Origin of the sequence: Paenimyroides marinum, assembly GCF_900108395.1 — a bacterium.
Lineage (GTDB): Bacteria > Bacteroidota > Bacteroidia > Flavobacteriales > Flavobacteriaceae > Flavobacterium > Flavobacterium marinum.
Genome location: NZ_FNXE01000042.1, coordinates 1 through 22,730 on the forward strand (window position 1 = coordinate 1; position 22,730 = coordinate 22,730).

The 22,730-nt window shown below is 34.8% G+C and carries 20 protein-coding genes; 14 read left to right on the forward strand and 6 right to left on the reverse strand.

What is annotated here, in order from left to right; all coding sequences use genetic code 11:
• Positions 1–1,151, reverse strand: a 1,151-nt coding sequence (locus BLW20_RS12045) for a choice-of-anchor L domain-containing protein (RefSeq protein WP_177165089.1), incomplete at its 3' end; no start/stop codon positions are given.
• 382 nt (positions 1,152–1,533) lie between these two features.
• Here BLW20_RS12045 and folE point away from each other — a divergent pair.
• The 6 genes from folE (at position 1,534) to BLW20_RS12075 (ending at position 7,243) form a co-directional block, all read left to right on the forward strand.
• Positions 1,534–2,205: a GTP cyclohydrolase I FolE gene (gene folE / locus BLW20_RS12050; protein WP_091101399.1), complete on the forward strand. Its 672-nt coding sequence runs from the start codon at positions 1,534–1,536 to the stop codon at positions 2,203–2,205.
• A 10-nt stretch (positions 2,206–2,215) separates the two neighbouring features.
• Positions 2,216–3,691, forward strand: a complete 1,476-nt coding sequence (gene cysS / locus BLW20_RS12055) for a cysteine--tRNA ligase (RefSeq protein WP_091101403.1) — start codon at positions 2,216–2,218, stop codon at positions 3,689–3,691.
• A 239-nt stretch (positions 3,692–3,930) separates the two neighbouring features.
• The gene (gene yidD / locus BLW20_RS12060; protein WP_091101406.1) at positions 3,931–4,161 is read left to right on the forward strand and encodes a membrane protein insertion efficiency factor YidD; all 231 of its coding nucleotides are present in this window, start codon (positions 3,931–3,933) and stop codon (positions 4,159–4,161) included.
• Between the two features lie 20 nt (positions 4,162–4,181).
• Positions 4,182–5,108, forward strand: coding sequence for a prolipoprotein diacylglyceryl transferase (gene lgt, locus BLW20_RS12065; protein WP_091101411.1), 927 nt, complete (start codon positions 4,182–4,184; stop codon positions 5,106–5,108).
• 75 nt (positions 5,109–5,183) lie between these two features.
• Complete coding sequence (locus tag BLW20_RS12070; protein ID WP_091101415.1) at positions 5,184–6,032, forward strand: OmpA/MotB family protein; 849 nt, start codon at positions 5,184–5,186, stop codon at positions 6,030–6,032.
• Between the two features lie 89 nt (positions 6,033–6,121).
• On the forward strand, positions 6,122–7,243 hold the full coding sequence (locus tag BLW20_RS12075; RefSeq protein ID WP_218143521.1) for an MBL fold metallo-hydrolase: 1,122 nt from the start codon (positions 6,122–6,124) through the stop codon (positions 7,241–7,243).
• A gap of 73 nt (positions 7,244–7,316) precedes the next feature.
• Here the strand turns inward: BLW20_RS12075 and BLW20_RS12080 are convergent, their stop codons facing one another.
• Both BLW20_RS12080 and BLW20_RS12085 read right to left on the reverse strand, forming a co-directional pair.
• Positions 7,317–8,072 carry an META domain-containing protein gene (locus tag BLW20_RS12080; RefSeq protein ID WP_091101419.1) on the reverse strand — a complete coding sequence of 252 codons (756 nt, stop codon included), beginning with the start codon at positions 8,070–8,072 and terminating at the stop codon, positions 7,317–7,319.
• A gap of 53 nt (positions 8,073–8,125) precedes the next feature.
• Complete coding sequence (locus BLW20_RS12085; protein ID WP_091101422.1) at positions 8,126–8,476, reverse strand: 4Fe-4S dicluster domain-containing protein; 351 nt, start codon at positions 8,474–8,476, stop codon at positions 8,126–8,128.
• Between the two features lie 71 nt (positions 8,477–8,547).
• Between BLW20_RS12085 and BLW20_RS12090 the strand changes: the two genes are divergently transcribed.
• On the forward strand, positions 8,548–9,606 hold the full coding sequence (locus BLW20_RS12090) for an acyl-CoA reductase (RefSeq protein ID WP_091101426.1): 1,059 nt from the start codon (positions 8,548–8,550) through the stop codon (positions 9,604–9,606).
• Between the two features lie 14 nt (positions 9,607–9,620).
• Complete coding sequence (locus BLW20_RS12095) at positions 9,621–10,130, forward strand: hypothetical protein (protein ID WP_091101430.1); 510 nt, start codon at positions 9,621–9,623, stop codon at positions 10,128–10,130.
• 72 nt (positions 10,131–10,202) lie between these two features.
• Here the strand turns inward: BLW20_RS12095 and BLW20_RS12100 are convergent, their stop codons facing one another.
• Positions 10,203–10,808 (reverse strand): superoxide dismutase, encoded by a 606-nt coding sequence (locus tag BLW20_RS12100; protein WP_091101435.1) that lies wholly within the window; start codon positions 10,806–10,808, stop codon positions 10,203–10,205.
• 198 nt (positions 10,809–11,006) lie between these two features.
• Here BLW20_RS12100 and BLW20_RS12105 point away from each other — a divergent pair, with 198 nt between their 5' ends.
• The 4 genes from BLW20_RS12105 (at position 11,007) to BLW20_RS12120 (ending at position 19,724) form a co-directional block, all read left to right on the forward strand.
• Positions 11,007–14,150: a UvrD-helicase domain-containing protein gene (locus tag BLW20_RS12105; RefSeq protein WP_177165091.1), complete on the forward strand. Its 3,144-nt coding sequence runs from the start codon at positions 11,007–11,009 to the stop codon at positions 14,148–14,150.
• A 33-nt stretch (positions 14,151–14,183) separates the two neighbouring features.
• The gene (gene kbl, locus BLW20_RS12110; RefSeq protein WP_091101441.1) at positions 14,184–15,377 is read left to right on the forward strand and encodes a glycine C-acetyltransferase; all 1,194 of its coding nucleotides are present in this window, start codon (positions 14,184–14,186) and stop codon (positions 15,375–15,377) included.
• 103 nt (positions 15,378–15,480) lie between these two features.
• Positions 15,481–16,911 (forward strand): OmpA family protein, encoded by a 1,431-nt coding sequence (locus tag BLW20_RS12115; RefSeq protein ID WP_091101444.1) that lies wholly within the window; start codon positions 15,481–15,483, stop codon positions 16,909–16,911.
• Between the two features lie 62 nt (positions 16,912–16,973).
• Positions 16,974–19,724 (forward strand): PD-(D/E)XK nuclease family protein, encoded by a 2,751-nt coding sequence (locus BLW20_RS12120; RefSeq protein ID WP_091101446.1) that lies wholly within the window; start codon positions 16,974–16,976, stop codon positions 19,722–19,724.
• On the opposite strand, the gene BLW20_RS12125 is transcribed toward BLW20_RS12120, so the two are convergent.
• Positions 19,721–20,500 carry an alpha/beta fold hydrolase gene (locus BLW20_RS12125; protein ID WP_317039290.1) on the reverse strand — a complete coding sequence of 260 codons (780 nt, stop codon included), beginning with the start codon at positions 20,498–20,500 and terminating at the stop codon, positions 19,721–19,723. The genes BLW20_RS12120 and BLW20_RS12125 overlap by 4 nt on opposite strands.
• 102 nt (positions 20,501–20,602) lie before the next feature.
• Here BLW20_RS12125 and BLW20_RS12130 point away from each other — a divergent pair, with 102 nt between their 5' ends.
• Together BLW20_RS12130 and BLW20_RS12135 are read left to right on the forward strand one after the other, a co-directional pair.
• Positions 20,603–21,052 carry an energy transducer TonB gene (locus BLW20_RS12130; RefSeq protein WP_091101449.1) on the forward strand — a complete coding sequence of 150 codons (450 nt, stop codon included), beginning with the start codon at positions 20,603–20,605 and terminating at the stop codon, positions 21,050–21,052.
• Between the two features lie 117 nt (positions 21,053–21,169).
• Positions 21,170–21,703 carry a pyridoxamine 5'-phosphate oxidase family protein gene (locus BLW20_RS12135; protein ID WP_091101453.1) on the forward strand — a complete coding sequence of 178 codons (534 nt, stop codon included), beginning with the start codon at positions 21,170–21,172 and terminating at the stop codon, positions 21,701–21,703.
• Positions 21,704–21,745: 42 nt separating this feature from the next.
• On the opposite strand, the gene BLW20_RS12140 is transcribed toward BLW20_RS12135, so the two are convergent.
• A complete protein-coding gene (locus tag BLW20_RS12140; protein WP_091101465.1) occupies positions 21,746–22,513 on the reverse strand; it encodes a cyclase family protein in 768 nt (255 codons plus the stop codon).
• Positions 22,514–22,730: the final 217 nt, after the last annotated feature.

Genomic DNA, 22,730 nt, shown 5'->3' on the forward strand with positions numbered 1-22,730 from the left:
TGGCTCGTATAAAAATTAAATAATATATCAGGATTGCTCGTTACATTCGATACAGCATCAGTTAAATCAAAACGCGTCTCTGACCCCGCATTAGGACAAGCTGTTAAATTCTGCGGAGTACTGATATTCACGTAATCGTGAAACTCTATACGTACTGGATCAGATTCCATGACACAGTTTGTTACACTAGGTATAAAACCTTTTACGTAATAATCGCCGGTCTCTGTGACTACCAGATTCGCTCCGGTCTGACCCGGAATCTTCACTCCGTCTTTATACCACTCAAAAGTAAATAAGTTAGGATCTAATCCTGACTCTAATGTGTAACTGTCGCCTACACACAAGCCTTCACCGTTTTCTATCAACACAGGATCTCCTAAATCTAAATTTCCTATATCAAAACTGCCTGCTTTAAAAAACACTGCACTGGTGTGAGAAGCACTAGGACAGAAATCTATAACTGCTAATTTAATTTTATATTTACGCCCTACAATTACATTAGCTGTTAACGACGTCATCGCTATTGTATGACCAGAAAGATTTATAGGTGCTGCTATTGCCGGCACTTGATTAACTCCAGTGCCATAAGCATTTCCAAAATACAACGGATTGATTGACCCTACCCCTGCTGCACAATTAATCGGATCTGTCTTATCATTGTCACGTAACGTATTAATAGAAATTGGACTATTAACTCCGGGAATTCTTGCTATATTTTCTCCCACACCAGTGGTTAAATCAATTAACCAGGCACCAAACATAGCTCCATTACCACAATCAAAATTACAACCTCTGTTATAACTATGACTACCAAATAAATATTCAAAATTAACGGTATTTTGTACAGGGATAAACTCAAAATCAATTACTGTTGACCTCATATCTGAGGGGTTTACAGGAGTAGTTGGCCACCCTCCTGCGTCATTGATTAAGTCTATTAAGTCTTGGTCGCCTGTCCATCTGAACTGGTTTGGGCTAGTTGGACCACCTCCTGGTGTACAAGGTCCTTCAACCCCAACTGCCATATCAGTTGCCAATACAATACCGTCTTCAAAAGGAAAATCACTCCCATTTCTATTAAAGTAACCTGCTGCTTTAACAGCATTAGAAGCAGGTACACCACTACCATACTGATACCTAACGTTTGACACCAAGTCACATGCCGAATTAACCAAAACCTCTTTTATAAGTTGTTCAGCAGTATAGCTATCATCAATTTGAACATAATTATACTGCTGGCTAAACCCCAAAAAGCCAGTTACTAAAAACAGTATTAATAAATATTTGTTTCTCATAGTTATTTAAGAATTATTTAATATGAGTTAATCTATATAAAAAAGCGAAATTTACACAAATTTAAGAAACTATTAAGTTTTTTTTGGAAAAAATTTCAAACAAAGCAAACTTTAACAATTTATCGGAATAGCTTTAGCTGCTTTTATATCGATAATTTCTTATCAAATTATTAATAAAAAACGTTTTCTTATTGCAATTCACTATATTTGCACTCTATTAAAATTAAATGAATATACTATGTGTAAATCTGATGCCTTGCACGATGAAATTGGCAACAACCACATTGGCACAAGCGATTATACGCCTTTAAAAGCAAACGCTTTTGATATAAGTGACGACGAAAAAATTGAACTGATAAAAAAAGATGTTGAAAATATACTAAACACTTTAGGAATGGACTTAACCGACGACAGTTTAAAGGGAACTCCAAACCGTGTAGCTAAAATGTTTGTTAAAGAAATTTTTGGTGGCTTAAATCCTGCTAAAAAACCTTCTTCGTCAACTTTTGACAACAAATATAAGTATGGCGAAATGTTGGTTGAAAAAAACATTGTGGTTTATTCTACCTGTGAACATCACTTGTTACCTATTGTTGGTCGTGCACATGTAGCCTATATTTCAAACGGAAAAGTGGTTGGTTTATCAAAAATGAACCGCATTGTTGATTATTATGCGAAACGTCCGCAGGTACAAGAACGTTTAACCATCCAGATTGTTGAAGAGTTAAAACGCGTATTAAATACCCAAGACGTTGCTTGTGTAATAGATGCCAAACACCTTTGTGTAAATTCACGCGGTATCCGCGATATTGAAAGTTCAACCGTTACTGCTGAATACAGCGGTGCATTTAAAAACGAAAATACTCGTAAAGAGTTCCTAAATTATATCCAGTTAGAAACAAAATTCTAATCCTTATTATATGTTATACAATCAAAATCAACTTAAAATTTATAATTCCATTTCTGGAAAAAAAGAAGATTTTACTCCTATCCACTCCGGTAAAATAGGTATGTACGTTTGTGGACCAACGGTTTACAACTTTGTACATTTAGGAAATTGTAGAACATTTATTTCATTTGATTTAGTTTTCAGGTACTTGAAACATTTGGGATATCAGGTACGTTATGTCCGTAACATTACCGATGTGGGGCACATTGTGGACGATGCAGATGCAGGCGAAGATAAAATTGCGCAGAAAGCTCGTTTAGAACAAATTGAACCTATGGAAGTTGCACAAAAATACACCGTGAATTTCCATCAGATTTTAAAGCAATTCAACAATTTAGAACCAAGCATTGAACCCACAGCAACAGGTCACATTATTGAGCAAATTCAGGTAATTCAAAAAATTATTGATAACGGATACGGTTATGAAGTAAACGGATCGGTTTATTTCGATATTGAAAAATTTGACCAAACCTATGATTACGGCGTTTTATCTGGCAGAAACATCGAAGATATGATTGCCAATACCCGCGAATTAGACGGTCAGTCAGATAAACGAAATCCGTTAGATTTTGCGCTTTGGAAAAAAGCAGAGGCAGAACACATTATGCGTTGGCCTTCACCCTGGGGCGATGGTTTCCCCGGTTGGCATTTAGAATGTACCGCAATGAGCACCAAATATTTAGGTGATCATTTTGACATACACGGTGGCGGAATGGATTTAAAATTTCCGCATCACGAATGTGAAATTGCCCAAAACGAAGCCTCGTGCGGAAACACACCGGTTAATTACTGGATGCACGCCAATATGTTAACACTGAACGGAAAAAAAATGTCGAAATCAACAGGGAACAACATTCTTCCACAAGAATTATTTTCCGGAGAAAACACCATTTTAAGCAAAGCTTATCATCCGGCTGTGGTACGTTTTTTTATTTTACAGGCACATTACCGCAGCATTTTAGATTTTTCTGACGATGCCATTCAGGCATCCGAAAAAGGATTTCAACGTTTAATGGAAGCGATTGACAATGCCGCAAACCTTCCTGTTTCTTCACATTCTAACTTCAACGTTCAGGAATGGAAACAGAAATGTTATGATGCAATGAACGACGACTTTAACAGTCCCATTTTAATTGCTCATTTGTTTGATGCTGTAAAAGCCATAAATCTGATACAAGACGGTAAAGAAAGCATCACCCAAAATGACAAAGAGGTATTAACAGCTACGTTAAACGCATTTGTTTTTGATGTTTTAGGCTTGTTTAATGAAGATGTAAACACAGACAGCAATGACAAATTAGAAAATGTGGTAAACATTTTAATAAATATGCGCAACGAAGCCCGTGCCAATAAAGATTTTGCTCTGTCTGATTTAATTCGGAATCAATTAGCTGCGATAGGTATTGAGTTAAAAGACGGAAAAGAAGGCACCACCTTTACTTTATAACCTCAATTCGATTGATAATTCATTGATAATTAACATATCATAAAAGTTGGTTAATCCTGAAAGGTCTTTTTTTGACCTTGTAGGTATAAATTATCAAAAAATTAAAGCTACAAGGTTTTAAAAACCTTGCAGCATTCAAACAATGCTTTAAAAATCAACAGTTTGTTAATCGAACTCAAGTTTTTAATATTTTCTAAAAAAAGCTACTGAATCAAGTAGCTTTTTTTATCTTTGAAACTATGGAACTCATCAAGAAAATCTTAATTTTTCCCTTTGTTTTTCTCATCCGGTTTTATCAGGTTTGTATATCGCCTTTCACTCCGGCAAGTTGTCGTTTTTCACCAACCTGCTCGCATTATACCTTAGAAGCCTTAAAAAAACACGGATTGATCAAAGGCAGCTGGCTGGGCATTAAACGCATTTCAAAATGCCATCCCTGGGGAAAATCCGGTTATGACCCTGTTCCATAAATAACACTAAACCATTTACTATGATCTGGAATCCATCTGAAGGAATTACCATTGCAGGTTTTACCCTTCATTTTTACAGTTTAATGTTTGTTGTAGCCTTTTCATTAGGTTATTACATCATGAAAAAAATTTATGAACGCGAAAACCGTTCGCAAGACGAATTGGACAAACTTTTTTTCTACACGTTCATTGCTACGTTATTGGGTGCTCGTTTAGGCGATGTTTTCTTTTATAGTTGGCAAGATTACTATAAAGATCATCCGTGGGAGATTTTATTACCTTTTAAATTTGAACCTAAATTTGAGTTTACCGGTTTTAGAGGTTTAGCAAGTCACGGTGCGGCTATAGCAATTATTTTAGCAATGATTTTTTACAGCAGAATCATTAAAAAACCATTGTTATGGATTTTAGACCGAGTGGTTCTACCAATAACAATTGGCGGCGTTTTTGTACGGTTTGGAAACTTTTTTAATTCAGAAATTTACGGACATATTGTTGATAAATCATTCCCTTTTGGTATTAAATTTATCCGCGAATCAGAGTTTTGGAGAGGAAAAAACATTTTTAACATCACCCAAACAAATGATTTAAACGAAGCTTATAAATTGATTGAAACCGACCCTCGATTTTCATCGGTATTAGAAGCCATTCCGTTTCGTCATCCCACTCAATTGTACGAAGCTTTTGGGTATGTGCTTCTTTTCATTATCTTGTTTTTCATGTATTGGAAAACTGATGCACGAAATTATTTAGGAAAGATATTTGGTATTTTCCTTGTTTTCTTATGGACAATCCGATTTATAGTAGAATACGTAAAAGAAAGCCAAGGAGGTTTTGAATCTTCTTTAGGATTATTATCAACCGGGCAGTGGTTAAGTATTCCGTTTATCATTGTAGGAATTTACATTTGGGTAACCGCTAAAAAACGTCCGTACAAAACAATTTAAATCTTAAACACTCGTTAATTCGGGTGTTTTTTTATTTTATTTCTTATCTTTATACTTAAATTAAAAAATTAAATTATGAGAAAAAGAATTTTAATTCCTGTTATCCTTTTAGGGGCTATTAGCTTAACAAGCTGCGTTTCTAAGAAAAAATATGCCCAGTTAGAATCAAGTTACTCGGCATTACAAGGCAATTACAATCGTGCCCAGGTTGATTTAAGTGCTTGCAACACCCGTGTTCAAAGCTTAGAAGATATGTTATCTCAAGAACGTGCTTCTAACGAGAGTCTGAAAAAAGCTTTGGCATCTTTACAAGGATCTTTAGATAACAGCATCACTCAAGGAAATGTAAATATTTCAAAATTGGTTGATGAAATCAATGCCAGCAACAAATACATTCAGCATTTGGTAAACACCAAAAACAAAAGCGATTCTTTAAATGTAGTTTTAACCAATAATTTAACCCGTTCTTTAAGCCGCGAAGAATTAAAAGATGTTGATGTACAAGTGCTAAAAGGTGTGGTTTATATTTCGTTAGCCGACAATATGCTATATAAATCAGGTAGTTATGAAATATCAGACCGTGCCGGTGAAACATTAAGCAAAGTAGCTAAAATCATTAATGATTATAAAGATTACGATGTGTTGGTTGAAGGTAACACAGACAATGTACCTATTTCTCGTGAAAACATCCGCAATAACTGGGATTTAAGTACTTTACGTGCGTCATCAGTTGTTCAGGCATTACAAAACCAATACGGTGTAAATCCAAAACGTTTAACAGCAGGTGGTCGTGGTGAATACAACCCTGTAGCCGACAATACTTCCGAAGCAGGTAAAACCAAAAACCGCAGAACGCAGATCATCATCACTCCTAAATTAGACGAATTTATGGAATTGATTGATCAGGCTCCGGCAGAAAAATAAAAAATTAAAAAACTAAAAGTCAAGTTTAACCGCTTGACTTTTATTTTTATTTTAACTTATCTTCAAATTTAATTTTCGACCTTCGCTTCATGAAAATTAAACGAAAGAAAGCAATGTTTTTTATTCTTACCATCATTGGAATTTTAATTGTGGGAACAGTATTGTTCTTACAACATCCGTTATTTGGCAAACAGCCATCTGGTGAACGGTTACAACACATCCACCAATCAAAAAATTACAAAAACGGGCAATTTCACAACCTCTCTCCCACTCCCGCATTAGCTGAAGGAGTTTCTTATTTTTCGGCAATAAAAGAAATGCTTTTTCCAAAAACACAACACACAAGACCCACAGACAGCATTCCGTACGTTAAAACAAGTTTGACCGATTTAAAAATACAAGACCATTTTTTAATATGGTTTGGACATTCTTCTTACTATATGAAGATCGACGGAAGATCTTTTTTAATTGATCCGGTTTTAACCAAAAATGCGTCACCTTTATATGGTACAAACAATTCGTTTAAAGGTGCCGATATTTACACGTACGATTCCATTCCTAAAGTTGACGTTTTGATTTTAACCCACGATCATTACGATCATTTAGATTATACCACTTTTAAAAAGATGAAGGACAAAATAACAAAAATTATTTGTCCGTTAGGAGTTGGCGAACATTTAGAATATTGGGGATTTCCAAAAGAAAACATTACCGAATTAAATTGGCACGAAAATGCTTCTTTAGACGAAAGTATTCAAATTACCGCAACTCCTGCCCGACATTTCTCAGGACGAAGTTTTAAACGCAACACTACTTTATGGGCATCGTACGTTTTACAAACAAAAAATTTGAAATTATACCTGGGTGGCGATAGTGGTTACGATACACATTTTAAAGAAATTGGAGAAAAATTCGGCCCGTTTGATTTAGCTATTTTAGAAAACGGACAATACGACCACAAATGGAAATACATTCATATGTTGCCAGATGAAGTAATTAAAGCAAGTTTAGATTTAAACGCAAAAAGATTTTTTCCTGTACACAGTTCAAAATTTAAATTGGCAAATCATCCGTGGAAAGAACCGTTAGAAAAAGTCAGCAAATTTAGTAAAGAACAAAACATTTTAATGATTTCTCCAAAAATTGGCGAGATTGTTTATTTAAATCAGCCCAATCAAAGTTTTGAAAAATGGTGGGAAAATGTGAATTAAAATTAAACAACTAATTATCAAACAAAAACTCCGACAAAGTTTAAATTTTGCCGGAGTTTTTGTTTAGCATTTATTATTCATACTGTTGCACCATTTCCATTATTTTTTTGTCTTTTTCTAACAAAATCAACCGGGTGCCTTCTAATTTATAATGCGTAACTTTTTCTAAAGCATTAATAAAAACTTTTTCATTTACATCTTGACAAAACATCTCGGTTGTTGAAATATGATTAAATTTCATGGTGTTTTGAAACATTAACAACTGTCCGTTTAAAGCATTACAAGCCGTATTACCAGTGAAAGTTGGTTTATTAATGTCTATTTTAATGAACGGTTTTTTATAAGGATACAAATCTGCAGCTTTAATTTTTCCAACATAAATTTTATCCAGATACCAGTTTCCGTTTAGCGAAACTTTATGAAATTTCAGTGAAGCGTTTTCTGATTTTAATATCAAAACATTGTTCTTTAATTCGTAATTTGTCGATGCCAATAAAGCTTGTTTATAATCACTGTCTTTTACTTTAGAACACGCCATCATTGTAGAAATAAATTCTTGCGGAAAACTAATACCATTATTTTTACTTAAAGCAGCTCTTCCGTTGATTCTATTGCAGCCATCGTATCCGTAAACCGATAAATTTTCAGAACTGTCAAAAGTCAGTGTGGGTAATCCTTCTTTAAAATCTTTCGATACATCTTTACTGAAACTTGCCGCTGCTAATTCCCAGGTTCCGTTTAATAGTGTTTGATCTTCTTTAATTTCTTTTTTTGCAGCACAAGCAGTCAGTAAAATGCCTGTTAAACAATATAAAATGATTTTTTTCATTACTCAATTTTTTATAAAAATATAGAAAGCTCCGCAAACTGCGAAGCTTTTAACTATTCGTTATGCAAAAACGCCTGTCTTTCTAATAAAAGCTCATCGCTTTCTACCCGATCGTCATCGGGAACACAACAATCAACCGGACAAACAGCAGCACATTGTGGTTCTTCATGAAACCCTTTACATTCAGTACATTTTCCCGGAACAATATAATAAATATCGTCTGAAATAGGCGTTTGCGCATCTTCGGCATCAACTTCCGTTCCATCGGGTAAAATTACTTTTCCGCTTAATTTGGTACCGTCTTTCCAGCGCCAATCGTCGGCTCCTTCGTATATAGCAGTGTTTGGGCATTCAGGCTCGCACGCACCGCAATTAATACAATCATCGGTTATTATAATTGCCATAGCAAGGATTTTATTTAATTAGTGTAACTTTGTACAAAAATACTGCATAAAGAATTTACAAACAAATCTATATGATTTTAGAAGATAAAAAAAAGGCATTTATACAATTAGGCTTATTTTTAGAGCAATTTACAGCACAGCCTTACCAACAAAATAATTCGGTTTTGTTTAACGATTTATTCTTTGACAAAATGGAACGTTTAATGGATCAGTTACACGAAAGCAATAGTTGGTTTAAACGCCCGCAATTAGAATTTGCTTTTAAATCATGGAGTAATGCATTAACCCAGGAAAATTTAGATAAATGGCTGGCACCTTATGACTTAAGCAACGAAAAGTTAAAAACCATTGGATTGATCTTAGCCGGAAATATCCCTATGGTTGGTTTTCACGATGTGCTTTCGGTTTTAATATCAGGCAATAAAGCATTGATAAAATTGTCATCAAACGATGAATTGCTGATTCCGTTGGTTCTTGATTATCTTGGAACGATCGAAGCTGAATTAAAAAATCGTTACAAAATCACTAAAGAAAAACTGGGAAATTTTGATGCCGTAATTGCCACCGGAAGTAATAACACAGCCCGTTATTTTGATTATTATTTTGGAAAACACCCTAATATTATCCGTAAAAACCGCAATTCTGTTGCCGTTTTAAATGGTAGCGAATCTAAAGAAGATCTGCTTGCCTTGGGCGAAGATATTTTCAGATACTATGGCTTGGGGTGCAGAAATGTTTCTAAATTGTTTGTACCGAAAGGATACAATTTCGATGCTTTCTTTGAAAGTATGTTTGTTTTTAAGGATTTGATAAACGATGAAAAATATACTAATAATTATGATTATAACAAAGCGGTGTATTTAATGAGCAATTTCAACATATTAGATAACGGTTTTTTGACGATTAAAGAAGATACCTCGTACGCTTCACCCATTTCATCGGTTTTTTACGAATATTATGAAGATTTAGAAACGTTAAAAAATAAAATCAATTCAGATAATGAAAAGATTCAATGTATTGTTTCTAATCAGCTAATTGAAAATAGTGTGCCATTTGGTTCTACTCAAAATCCTGCGTTATGGGATTATGCCGATGATGTAGATACAATGAAATTTTTATTATCTTTATAAAAAATAAAGAAAAAATGAACAATCAAATTCAACAAATTGTAAGTCAGTTGACTGAAAAAGAAGTGGGTACCAATGTAAACATTTCAAATGAATTAGCAGGGAATGTTGCCAAAGAAACAGGAAATTCTTTAATGGAAGGATTACAAAATGCTGTTTCCGGCGGAAATATGAGTGAACTAATGAATCTGTTTAGCGGAAGCGATGTTAATTCATTAACATCAAATCCTGTAGTTAAAAATATTATTGAATCGTTAACGTCTAAATTAGGAACAAATGTAGGTTTAGATGCCGGAACATCAGGAAGTTTTGCCAGTACCATCATACCGCAAATTTTAAGTATGGTTATGGGTAAAGCCAAAAGTGGCGATTTTAACATTGGCGATATTTTAGGCTCATTAACCAGTGGTAATGCCACTTCTATGCTTGACCAAAACGGCGATGGCAAATTAGGAATCGATGATGCGATTAGTGCCGTAAAAAATGGAAATTTAGGCGATATGCTTGGTGGTTTGTTTAAGAAATAATTTTGTTAAAATTTTATTCAAAAATAAAAAAATCGCCTTTAAAAGGCGATTTTTAATAAAACACTAATTTAATTATTTAGCCTCAGCATATTTTTTAGCTACAACATCCCAGTTTACCACGTTAAAAAACGCATTGATGTAATCGGGTCTGCGGTTTTGGTAATTTAAGTAGTAAGCATGTTCCCAAACATCTAAACCTAAAATCGGAGTACCTTCACAACCAATACCCGGCATTAAAGGATTGTCCTGGTTTGCAGTTGAGCATACTTCTAACTTACCGTTTTTAACACATAACCAAGCCCATCCTGAACCAAATTGTGTAGCACCTGCTTTAGAAAAAGCATCTTTAAAGGCTTCAAAACTTCCAAAAGCATCGTTAATTGCAGCTGCTAAATCACCTGTAGGTTCTCCGCCAGCGTTTGGTGCCATAACTTCCCAAAATAAATTGTGGTTGTAAAAACCACCACCATTGTTGCGAACAGCTTTATTGTTTAAGTCTAAAGAAGTTAAAATATCTTCGATTGATTTTCCTGCCAAATCAGTCCCTTCAATTGCTGCATTTAAATTTGTAGTATATGCCTGGTGGTGTTTAGAATAGTGGATTTCCATTGTTCTTGCATCAATATGAGGCTCTAACGCATCATAAGCATAGGGTAATTTCGGTAATTCGAAAGCCATAATTATATTTTTTTTAAGATTAGTATTATTTTCATTCAAATTTACACAAAATAGCAATAGGATAAAAATTATTGAATGCTAAACTTTATGAACATTTTGTAAAATTGTTTTTCTCAATAAAGCCCTCAAAAATATTGCATCGTTTTTTGTTTGAAAGTCATCAAAAAAATATATCTTGTATCAAAAATCAGAAGAATCATTTTGGAAAAAACAGCTTTTACCATCTATAACGCATCGGCAGGTGCCGGCAAAACGCACACACTTGTAAAAGAATACCTTAAAATTTTATTGGGTTATTCTAACAAAGACGATGCCTACCGAAATGTTCTGGCAATTACCTTTACAAATAAGGCGGTAAACGAAATGAAATCGCGCATTGTTTCGTGTATTTATGCTTTTACCTTGACCGATATTCCAAAAAAAGAATACCAGTTATTAGAACAAATAATAACCGAAACCCATTTTACCGAAGCGTATATCCGCGAAAAATCAAAACGTATTTTAAAGAATATTATTCACAATTATGCGGGGTTTGACATTTCTACCATCGATAAATTCACTCATAAAGTAATTCGTTCGTTTGCTTTTGATTTGAATTTGCCTTTTCATTTTGAAGTATCATTAGACACTGAAGCGTTGTTACAGGAAGCCGTTGATGCCATTATTGCAAAAGCGGGAATTGATGAGGAACTGACCAAATTATTGATTGATTTTTCGATCAGTAAAGCCGATGACGATAAAAGTTGGGATGTTACCAATGAATTGATGGATATTGGACGTTTGTTGCTAAACGAAAACAACAAACAAGAATTAGAAGCTTTTGAAGATGTTGATATGCAAACATTTTTAACACTTAAAAATTGGTTGCACGAACAAATAAATCAATTAAATAACAAAGCGGCTACTTTGGCTAAAAATGCTTTGGAATTGTTAGAAAACAACAGTGTGGATTTAAAATCGTTTAGCGGTGGATATTTCCCCAAGCACCTAATGGGAATTGTTGACGGAAATTTTAACAATACCAACAAAAAATACTATCTGCCCGAAGACATCAAAATCAATAAAACAGCTAAAGACAAAGAGGTTATCAAGCAGTTGATCCCTCTGTTACTGTCAACAACCGGAAAAATTTACAATTTATACGGAAAGATTTATTTCTACGAAGCTTTTTTAAAAAATCTGGTACCATTGTCGTTGTTAAATTCCATCAGCAACGAAATTAAACGGATACAAGACGAGCAACAAATTTTATCCATTTCACAATTCAACAGAATTATTTACGACGAATTAAAAAACCAGCCGGCACCATTCATCTATGAGCGATTAGGCGAAAAATACCGTCACTTTTTTGTTGATGAATTTCAGGACACTTCTCAAATGCAGTGGCAAAACCTGGTTCCGTTGATAGACAACGCCTTGTCGGGTCAGGATGATTACGGAAAAGGAGGTTCGTTAATGATTGTGGGCGATCCCAAACAGGCAATTTACCGTTGGCGTGGCGGAAAAGCTGAACAGTTTATCGAATTAAGTGCAGATGGAAATCCATTTTCCAATCCGTCAAAAACCACAATCAGTTTAGATACCAATTACCGCAGCTTTTCTGAGATAATTGAGTTTAACAATGGTATCTTTAAATTTTTGTCCAATCGGTTTGAGAACGAAACCTATCAGAATTTATATGAAAATCATTCGCATCAACACACCAATTCTAAAAAAGGCGGTTTTGTAAACATATCGTTTTTAAACAACGATTTAATAGACAACGAAGTCACAAAAGACGATTTATATTTAAACGAAGTTCTCAAAACTATTGAAAAAGTTTTGGCTCAAGGTTTTCGTTTAGGCGACATTGTGGTTTTAACCCGCAAAAGTAAAGACGGTGTTAAAGTTGCCAATCATTTAACCAAAAACGGTATCCGCATTTTGTCGTCAGAAACCTTGTTGATTAACAATGCAACTGAGGTGCAGTTGTTGTTGAATTTGCTCCGTTTTTTGAAAAACAATGAAGACAAAGAAGCCAAGGCACTGATTTTGTATTACGTGGGCAGATATATCGCAAAAAACCAGGCGGTACACGATGTGATTTACAAAGGCATTGAGATAAATACCGAAGCTTATTTTCAGACTTATTTAAAGAATTTCGGAATTGCAGTCGATTTTAAAGAACTTAGAAAAAACAACCTGTATATAGCGGTTGAATTGTTGGTTTCTGCTTTTATTCCGACAAAAAAAACAGAGGCTTACGTACAGTATTTCTTGGATTTGATTTTAGAACGCACCGTAAAAAACCAATCAACTATTGCCGATTTTTTAAATTATTGGGAACAAAATTACCACAAATTAAGTATTCCATCGCCCGAAAATGAAGATGCTGTGCGGTTAATGACCGTTCACAAATCAAAAGGATTGGAATTTCCGGTGGTAATTTATCCGTTTGCCGATGATGATTTCTCCAAATCGCGCGATAAAATGTGGGTTGATTTAGAAGAAAACGATCAATTAACCATTCCCAAAGCATTGGTCGATTTAAAAAACGATGTGAAAATATACGGCGAAACCGCCCAGCGTTTGTACGAACAAAAAAAGCAGGAAGAACTGTTAGATAATTTAAATGTTTTATACGTAGCATTAACGCGTGCCGAAGAACAATTGTACATTATCAGCAATTATAAACGTGCAAAAAACGGAATGTTACCTAACACACTGGCAACTTTTTTTGTCAATTATTTAGAAGATAAGGGGCATTTTTCAGACGACGTGTTTGATTATCCTTTTGGGGAACCCGTAAAAGTTTCAGGTGAAAATCAAGAGGTTCTTCAAAAACCAATTGTTATTCAAGCGGTAGAACAATCCATAGATTTATCGGTAATAAAAATTGCCAAACGCGAAGCCTTAATGTGGGACACCAAACAGCAAAAAGCCATTGAGAAGGGAAATTTAATCCATCAATTATTATCTGAAATCATTACAGCAGAAGATATTAATTTTGTTGTAAAAAACGCCGTTTCAAAAGGACTTGTATCTGTCACACAGGAAACGGAAATCAAAGAAAAAATTACAGAAATTGTACATCACGCAGAATTGCAGCCGTTTTTTACAAAAGAACACATCATTTACAACGAACGGACCATTTTGCATAAATCGTTTCAAAATATTAAACCTGACCGGGTGGCTTTAAACGGAAATAAGGCATATATTATTGATTATAAAACCGGTGAAGAGCAATCGAAATATATTAAACAAATCAATGATTATGCTCTGGCAATTGAAGAAATGGGTTTTAAAGTAGTAAAAAAAATAGTGTTATATATTCAAGACGATTTAAAAATGATACATTTGTAAAAATCAATAATAGAAAAAACTAAACATACAATTATGTACGGAGCAATTAAAGATTTCCTGCAAAATGAAATCGACACCATTAAAGAAAATGGTCTGTATAAAAAAGAACGTATTATTACATCGCCGCAGGGTGCTGAAATTACCATTAGTACCGGTGAAACGGTTTTAAACTTTTGTGCAAACAATTATTTGGGCTTGTCATCGCACCCCGAAGTGGTTCAGGCAGCTAAAGACGCATTGGATTCGCACGGTTTCGGAATGTCGTCTGTTCGTTTTATTTGCGGAACTCAGGATATTCACAAGCAATTAGAAAAAGAAATTGCCGATTTTTACGGAACCGAAGATACTATTTTGTACGCCGCGGCATTTGATGCAAATGGTGGTGTTTTTGAGCCGTTATTAGGTGCAGAAGACTGTATTATTTCAGACAGTTTAAACCACGCATCGATTATCGATGGGGTTCGTTTGTGTAAGGCAGCGCGTTACCGTTACGAAAATAACGATATGACCGATTTGGAAAAACAATTACAGCAAGCCGTAGCCGATGGCCGCCGTTTTAAATTAATTGTGACCGATGGCGTTTTTTCTATGGACGGATTGGTTGCTCCGCTTGATAAAATTTGCGATTTGGCAGAAAAATATGATGCTATGGTAATGGTTGATGAATGCCACGCAGCCGGATTTATCGGGGCATCAGGTAAAGGAACCTTAGAAGCTAAAAACGTTATGGGGCGTGTGGATATCATCACCGGAACATTAGGAAAAGCTTTAGGTGGTGCCATGGGCGGATACACTACAGCGAAAAAAGAAATTATTGATATTTTGCGTCAGCGTTCCCGTCCGTATTTATTTTCAAACTCTTTGTCTCCGGCAATTGTAGGAGCTTCTTTAAAAGTATTTGAATTGTTAAAGAAAGACACCAAATTAAGAGATCAGTTAGAATGGAATACCAATTACTTTAAAAAAGGAATGAAAGCAGCCGGTTTAGATATCATTGACGGTGATTCGGCGATTGTTCCGGTAATGTTATACGATGCCAAATTATCTCAGGAAATGGCAGATAAATTATTAGAAAAAGGCATCTATGTTATTGGATTCTTCTTTCCGGTGGTTCCAAAAGATAAAGCCCGTATCCGTGTACAATTATCGGCGGCTCACACCCAGGAACATTTAGATAAAGCCATACAAGCTTTTACCGAAGTGGGTAAAGAATTAGGCATTATATAAAAAAATCTTATAAAAATGTTAAAGGTTTCAAGAAAATATTTTGTATATTCGTTGAAACAAATTATTTTTGTCAAAATTACGTAAAGTAGAAAATTGAATAGTTATGAAACAATTAAAAGTATTTGCAGCTGCTTTGTTATTAGCCGGTACAGCTACACAAGCACAAAATGCTGATCAACCATGGGCAATTACTGTGGGGGTTAATGCTTTGGACGGTGGACGTTCAAGTGTTGCAACAGATTTCGCAGATCGTTTTGGTCAATATTTCCAAACTGATAACTGGAGTATCTTACCATCTGCTTCTGTGTTAAATGTATCACGTTATTTAGGCGCTAATGTTTCATTTGGTATTACAGGATCTGTAAACAAAATGAAAAAAGTGGTTATGGACGCTGACCCTAAAAACAATTTAATCGGTTCAGATTTTAGCGGACAAAGAACATTGGAAAGTACTGATTTAATGTACTACGGTATTGATGGTCAGTTCAAGTACAGTATTGGAGGATTAATCGGTTCTAAATGGTTTGACCCGGATATTCACGTTGGTGGAGGTTATGCTTTCTTAGGAAAAGCATCTTCAGGAAACGTTAACGGAGGTATTGGAGTTACTTTCTGGTTCTCTGAAAATATTGGTTTAAACCTTTCTTCTACCTACAAACATCAATTTGAAGATGACGATATGGTAAGAGCAAATGATGTTTCTGTTCCTGCACATTTACAACACGTAGCGGGGGTTACTTTCCGTTTTGGTGGAAAAGATACTGATGGTGACGGAATCTTAGATAAATACGATGAATGTCCGGAAGAAGCTGGTTTAAAACAATTCAACGGTTGTCCTGATTCTGATGGTGACGGAATCCCTGATAAAGATGATCAATGTCCTTTCGAATTTGGTGATGCAGCAATGAACGGTTGTCCTGATTCTGATGGTGACGGTGTTCCTAATCACGAAGACGCTTGTCCGGAAGAATTCGGATTAAAAGAATTCAACGGATGTCCTGATACCGATGGTGACGGAATCGCTGATAAAGACGATCAATGTCCGGAAGAAGCTGGTCCAAAAGAAAACAACGGTTGTCCTTGGCCAGATACTGATGGTGACGGAGTTTTCGATAAAGACGATGAATGTATAGATGTTCCAGGTCCTGCATCTAACAAAGGATGTCCTGAAGTGAAAGAAGAGCATATCAAACAATTGAATGAGTACGGAAAAACAATCTTATTCAACACAGGTAAATCAACTTTCCAAGAGCAATCATTCGCGGTATTAGATAACATGGCTAAAGTAATGAACCAGTTCCCTAATGCTAAATTTGCTATCGAAGGTCACACAGATTCTACAGGTACTGATAAAATCAACGATCCATTATCAAATGACCGTGCAAATGCAGTAAGAGATTACTTGATTTCTAAAGGAATTTCTGCTGACCGCTTAACTGCTGAAGGTTTTGGTTCTAAACGTCCAATTGATGACAACAAAACTGTTGCAGGACGTGCTAACAACCGTCGTACAGAAATTAAATTAATCAAATAATTTGGTTAAAATATAATAAGGAAACGTCCCGAAATTCGGGACGTTTTTTTTATTTTTATAAAATGGAAACGACTACTTTTTTAGATAAGCTTGCACAGCAGATTGTAACACATCACAACTTTGACTTTTCGTCCATTGCCATTGTTTTACCCAACAAGCGGGCACGTTTGTTTTTATTAGAATCATTTAAAAAAATTTCCAACAAAACGTTCTTTGCTCCTGAAATCATCAGTATCGAAGATCTGATAACCTCCATTTCAAAAATAAATGTTTTAACCAGTATAGAATTGCTCTTTGAATTTTATGAGGTTTATAAAAAAATTACTCCAAAAACAGAACAACAAGATTTTGAACAATTCAGCAATTGGGCAAAAATGTTGTTGCAAGATTTTAACGAAACAGACCGTTATCTTTTAAAGCCACAACACGTTTTTAATTATCTCAAAGATATTGATGACATCAATCATTGGTCTGTAAAAACCGAAGATCGCAGTACTTTGATAGAAAATTATATCACTTTTTGGGATCAGCTACCGGTTTATTACAACCACTTAACAAAACATTTAACTGCAAATCGCACGGGTTATCAGGGAATGGCTTATCGAAAAGCAGTTGAACAATTAGATGATTTTATTGATTCAAACCACGATAAATTATATTATTTTGCCGGTTTCAATGCTTTAAATCAGGCAGAAGAACAGATTATTCAAAAACTGCTGAAAAACAACCAGGCAAAAATTTTCTGGGACACTGATGCTGTTTTTTTAAACGATATGGATCATGGTGCCGGATACTTTGCCCGGCGAATCAAACAAAACTGGTCGTATTATAAAACGCATCCTTATGAATGGATCGTTGACGAATTCAAACACAAAAAGAACATTGAAATCATTAGTACGCCGAAATCAGTCGGTCAGGCAAAAATTGTGGGAACGGTTATTGAAGAGTTGCAACGCACGAATGAAAATCTACAGAAAACAGCTATCGTTTTATCCGAAGAAAATCTGTTAATTCCGGTGCTGTACGCCTTGCCAAACACGGTAACTTCTTTAAACGTAACAATGAATTACGACAGTAAATCAAATCCGGTACAGTTGTTTTTTGCCAAATGGTTTAAAATGCAGGCAAACGCTTTAAGCCGCAGAAAAAGCAAGGCTGTATTCTATCATAAGGAAGTATTGGATGTTTTATCGCATCCGTTAATTGAACATCTGGCTCAAACAAAAGAAATCGTATCTGAAATCAACAAACGGAATTTATCTTTTTTTGATCTTGGAAAATTAGATTTTATTACATCAGAAAATAAGTTTTTAAACTTAATTACCAAACCATGGAACAACGATGTTCTGGAAATTATCGAAAGAATAGAGCAGATTGTTTTCTCAATTCGGGATCATCTGCGTGCCAACAACGATGATATTTCACTGACTTTTTTATACACTTTTCATCAAGTAATGAATCAGATCAAGAACTATCAATTAAAATATGGTGTGATTGATACTGTTCAGCAATTGCAAACCATTTACAAACAGGTTGCCGATATTGCCGAGGTCTCGTTTGAAGGTGAACCATTAGAAGGATTACAGGTTATGGGCGTTTTGGAAAGCAGGGTGTTAGATTTTGACAATGTTATTGTTACATCGTTAAACGAAGGAAAGTTTCCTGCCGGAAAGTCTAATAATTCTTTCATTCCTTACGATGTTAAAATGGAATTAGGATTACCCACTTTTAAAGAAAAAGATGCTATTTACACCTATCACTTCTACCATTTGTTATTGCGTGCCAAAAATGTTTATTTGCTGTACAATTCCGATTCAGAAGGATTAGATGCCGGTGAAAAAAGCAGATTCATTACGCAATTGATATTAGACCGTCAAAACAATCACACGGTAAAAGTGAATAATTATTTCGCAAAATCGCCCGAAACGATAAATGAACCACTTGTCATTGAAAAATCAGAATTGCTGCAGAGCCGTTTAAAAGAAATTGCTACCAACAAAGGGTTTTCTCCTTCAGCCATTGGTAATTACATGCGTGATCCCATTCAGTTTTATATGCAACGAATTTTGGGTATTCGCGAAGTAGAAGAAGTAGAAGAAAACATTGCCTTAAACACCCTGGGAACCATTATTCATGGGGCTTTAGAATATTTATACACTCCGTTTGTCGGTCAAAAATTAACAGTTGAAATGGTCAATGAAATGATAGAAAGACATGAGCTTACGGTTGCAGAACAGTTCCATTTAAATTATTCCGATAATGCCGATAAACAAGGAAAAAACCTTTTGGCGTTTGAAGTGGCAAAACGAAATGTACATCATTTTCTAATGTTAGAAAAAGAGTTATTGCAGGCAGGTGATGTTGTTGAAATTATTGGTTTGGAACAAAATTTAGAAACTGTTTTGAGTGATGAACGATTGCCTTATCCGGTAAAATTATCAGGAATTGCCGATAGAATTGAAATACGAAACAATGTATTGCGAATTATTGATTACAAAACCGGAAAGGTTGATTTAAATCAGGTACAAATTAAGGAAATTAATGACATTACAACCGATCTAAAGTTTGAAAAAGCCATTCAGCTGTTACTCTACGGATTCATGTATCAAAAGGAAACCAGCTTACCCATACAAGCCGGAATTTATTCGTTTAAAAACAGGAAATCAGGTTATTTGATTTTTGGTTTAAAGCAAGATAAAATCGTTCAGGAATTTATTACTAACGAGCTCTTGATTGATTTTAAAACAGAACTGGTTCGTTTGTTGAATGAAATTTTGAATCCTGAAATTGCGTTTGAAGAGAAAATCGATTAACCGTTTTTCTTCAAGAAACCGATTATTATTGCAAGAACTTTTGCTTCTTGTTCAATTGTAGAAACGTGTCCGCCCGGAATAATTTCTAAAGCAACTTTGGTACCTTCGGTTTGATTTTTAACATCTTCTAACGGAATGATTGTATCGTTTTCGCCGGCAATCATCAATTTGGGGTACGGACTAAAATGCAGCAACGCCTCGCGGTCTATTCTGATTTTCATTCCTTCTAACGCGGCAATAATTCCCTGTACCGGCGTTTTTAGAGCTTGCTGTGTCAATGCTTCAATTTGCTTGGAAACCAATTTATGAGCATCGGCACTAAATAAATTCTGAACTGCCATTCTTACAAATGCGGTACTGTTTTTTTTAACAACTTCAATGGCACGGTCGCGGTTTATTTTACGTTCAGGAGAATCAGGTTGAGCAGAAGAATTCAACAAAATCATTGAACGGATATGGTCAGGATACAGCTCTGCAAACGCCAAAGCCACATATCCCCCCATAGAATGACCAATCAGTGAAACCTTTCGCAAACGAAGATCAGCAATTAAAGCAAAAAGCATATCTGCCTGGTCTTCCATCGTGTGAATGTATCCATAACATTCGCTTTTTCCATGTCCTAATAAATCAACAGCAATTACACGATAGCGTTTTTCTAAATGCGGTATGATATTTTTCCACATAGTTGCATCCTCTAAGAAACCATGAAGCAACAAGACAACATTGCCCTTTCCTGAGTCGCTATAACTTATTTTGGTATTTTTATAATTAAACAAATTCAATGCTTTTTTAAGCAAAAATAATAAACAATTCTCAAAAAAAAGAGTCTTTTTAAATTGCAAACTATATTGTACTTTTGCTAAAAATACTACGTACTTATGAAAACAAAACTTTTGTATCTAACTTTTGGGTTCTTTATTGCCTTCAATGGAAATGCACAGGACTCTTTATCAAAAAAACGCACCATTATTCGTGAAATTCCCGTTTATCGAGAGGTAGATGTTATGGCATCTTATCGTGGAGGATATGAAGTGCTGTTAAAACGCATTGAGGCTGCAACAAAGAATTGTAAAACAGGATCGTTTAAAGGTAAAGAAGCCACAATAGTGATTGACGTTTTAATTACCGATAAGGGAAAAGTAGCTAAAATAGAATTTGTAAAATCTCCTACAAGTTTATGCAATGACGCCATTAAATCTACTATTGAAAATGCCACTCAGTGGATACCCGGACGAATTGATAACAAGCCTGTAAATTCATATTTACAGCTGACTGTTAATCTTTCGAATGCACATAATAGCAACAGCAATGCTATAAATCGTTTGTAATCAGATAAAAAATATGATGTATTACAACATTAAGGAAATCACCAACAATAAAAATTAAAAAGATATTTTTATTTAAAACAAATAAAAATAACCTATTTTTGTAATAAAATTTTTATCATGAATACAACAAACACACAACAAGCACAAAAAGAAGCTAAACCCATTGCACCAAAAGTAAAAGAACTGGTTGCAAATTCAAAATCGGTAATCTTAGCAACCGTTGATGCACAAGGAATACCAAATGCAAGCTATGCTCCGTTTGTAAAAATAGGAACAACATATTACGTTTTGGTTTCTTTTATGGCAAGACACACACGCAATTTAAGAGATCAAAAAAATGTTTCAATGATGTTTATTGCTGATGAATCTTCATCAAAACAAATTTACGCCCGCGAACGTTTAACTTTTGATGTAACGACCAACCAAATTACAAGAGATTCTGATCAATGGAATGTTGTTTTAGAACAATTAAAAGAAACACACGGAAAAGTAGTTGATGTAATTTCTGCTATGGAAGATTTTATCATGATTGCTTTAAATCCGGTAAAAGGTTCGTATGTAAATGGTTTTGGAAGTGCGTATTTCATCGATGAAAATTTAGAGGTTTTAGAGCACCGAAACGATATTAACCACGGTACAAAACAAGACTAATACCATATATAAACTCCTTCAAAAAATGAAGGAGTTTCTTTTTTACAAAACTTTATACAGCACCGGTTTACTTGGCGATGCATCATTTTCAAACGAAGCTATTTGTAAGTTTAAAATATACGAACCATCTTTAATTTCGTCTTCTACAAAAATTAATTCGGTAATGGTACAGTGAAAGCGGGCATCATGATTTACCTTCTGAACATTTTTTACATTCCAGAACGCTTTGTGCGATACTAATTTTCCTTCATCAATTTCTTTATCCACGCTGGGCAAATCAATCAACAAATGCTGAATACCTAACGATGCAATAAATAAAGCAGCTTCTTCTAATAAATAAGCAGGATTGGTATTCGAATACTTTTTATGCTTTTTTTCTGATGAATTAGGCAACGTACGAATTACAATCGCCTCGGGCATTTTTCCGTTTAAAGCTGATTGGATATTCTTTTTGGTAATTACCAAATCACCGCCTTGATATTCTGGTGTAACCGAAATTAGTTCTGCCGTAAAAAAGAAGGTTCCCAGCGTTTGATTAATTGAATAAAAATCCTTGGTGATATGCCCTAAACACTCGGTATGCGTACCATGTCCGTGTGGATTGAACAAAATATTATTAAAATTTGTCGATGATTTTCCAGATGCCACACTCCCTACAAAATCGCCCATAACCACCGGATTTATTTCTGGTTTATCCAAATACCAGGCAATAGGGTTTTGTTCATTATTCTGAATAGGTAATGAAATGTCTATTGGCTTAGACAAATCAATTTCGTACGCTTTGTTGTTATATTGAATAGTTGTTTTCATTTCTATATTTTTATTCACTACTAACCGACTAACTTTTCAAAATTAAGGAGCTTCCCATTGTGGTTAGCTCCTTTTTTCATATTTTGGTTTTACGACAAATCAAAAATATGAGCAATAAAGATACAGAAAAGAAATTAGTCGGTCAGCCGATTTTCAAACAAATCATCAATTTTATTCCAAAAGATAAATTTGATATGCTTGTCTACAAGCATAGTTC

Bases quoted from the DNA above. Each gene is read 5' to 3' on its own strand.
- folE (WP_091101399.1), top strand. From the start codon at position 1,534: ATGTGTAAATCTGATGCCTTGCACGATGAAATTGGCAACAACCACATT.
- cysS (WP_091101403.1), top strand. From the start codon at position 2,216: ATGTTATACAATCAAAATCAACTTAAAATTTATAATTCCATTTCTGGA.
- yidD (WP_091101406.1), top strand. From the start codon at position 3,931: ATGGAACTCATCAAGAAAATCTTAATTTTTCCCTTTGTTTTTCTCATC.
- lgt (WP_091101411.1), top strand. From the start codon at position 4,182: ATGATCTGGAATCCATCTGAAGGAATTACCATTGCAGGTTTTACCCTT.
- BLW20_RS12070 (WP_091101415.1), top strand. From the start codon at position 5,184: ATGAGAAAAAGAATTTTAATTCCTGTTATCCTTTTAGGGGCTATTAGC.
- BLW20_RS12075 (WP_218143521.1), top strand. From the start codon at position 6,122: ATGAAAATTAAACGAAAGAAAGCAATGTTTTTTATTCTTACCATCATT.
- BLW20_RS12080 (WP_091101419.1), bottom strand. From the start codon at position 8,072: ATGAAAAAAATCATTTTATATTGTTTAACAGGCATTTTACTGACTGCT.
- BLW20_RS12085 (WP_091101422.1), bottom strand. From the start codon at position 8,476: ATGGCAATTATAATAACCGATGATTGTATTAATTGCGGTGCGTGCGAG.
- BLW20_RS12090 (WP_091101426.1), top strand. From the start codon at position 8,548: ATGATTTTAGAAGATAAAAAAAAGGCATTTATACAATTAGGCTTATTT.
- BLW20_RS12095 (WP_091101430.1), top strand. From the start codon at position 9,621: ATGAACAATCAAATTCAACAAATTGTAAGTCAGTTGACTGAAAAAGAA.
- BLW20_RS12100 (WP_091101435.1), bottom strand. From the start codon at position 10,808: ATGGCTTTCGAATTACCGAAATTACCCTATGCTTATGATGCGTTAGAG.
- kbl (WP_091101441.1), top strand. From the start codon at position 14,184: ATGTACGGAGCAATTAAAGATTTCCTGCAAAATGAAATCGACACCATT.
- BLW20_RS12115 (WP_091101444.1), top strand. From the start codon at position 15,481: ATGAAACAATTAAAAGTATTTGCAGCTGCTTTGTTATTAGCCGGTACA.
- BLW20_RS12120 (WP_091101446.1), top strand. From the start codon at position 16,974: ATGGAAACGACTACTTTTTTAGATAAGCTTGCACAGCAGATTGTAACA.
- BLW20_RS12130 (WP_091101449.1), top strand. From the start codon at position 20,603: ATGAAAACAAAACTTTTGTATCTAACTTTTGGGTTCTTTATTGCCTTC.
- BLW20_RS12135 (WP_091101453.1), top strand. From the start codon at position 21,170: ATGAATACAACAAACACACAACAAGCACAAAAAGAAGCTAAACCCATT.
- BLW20_RS12140 (WP_091101465.1), bottom strand. From the start codon at position 22,513: ATGAAAACAACTATTCAATATAACAACAAAGCGTACGAAATTGATTTG.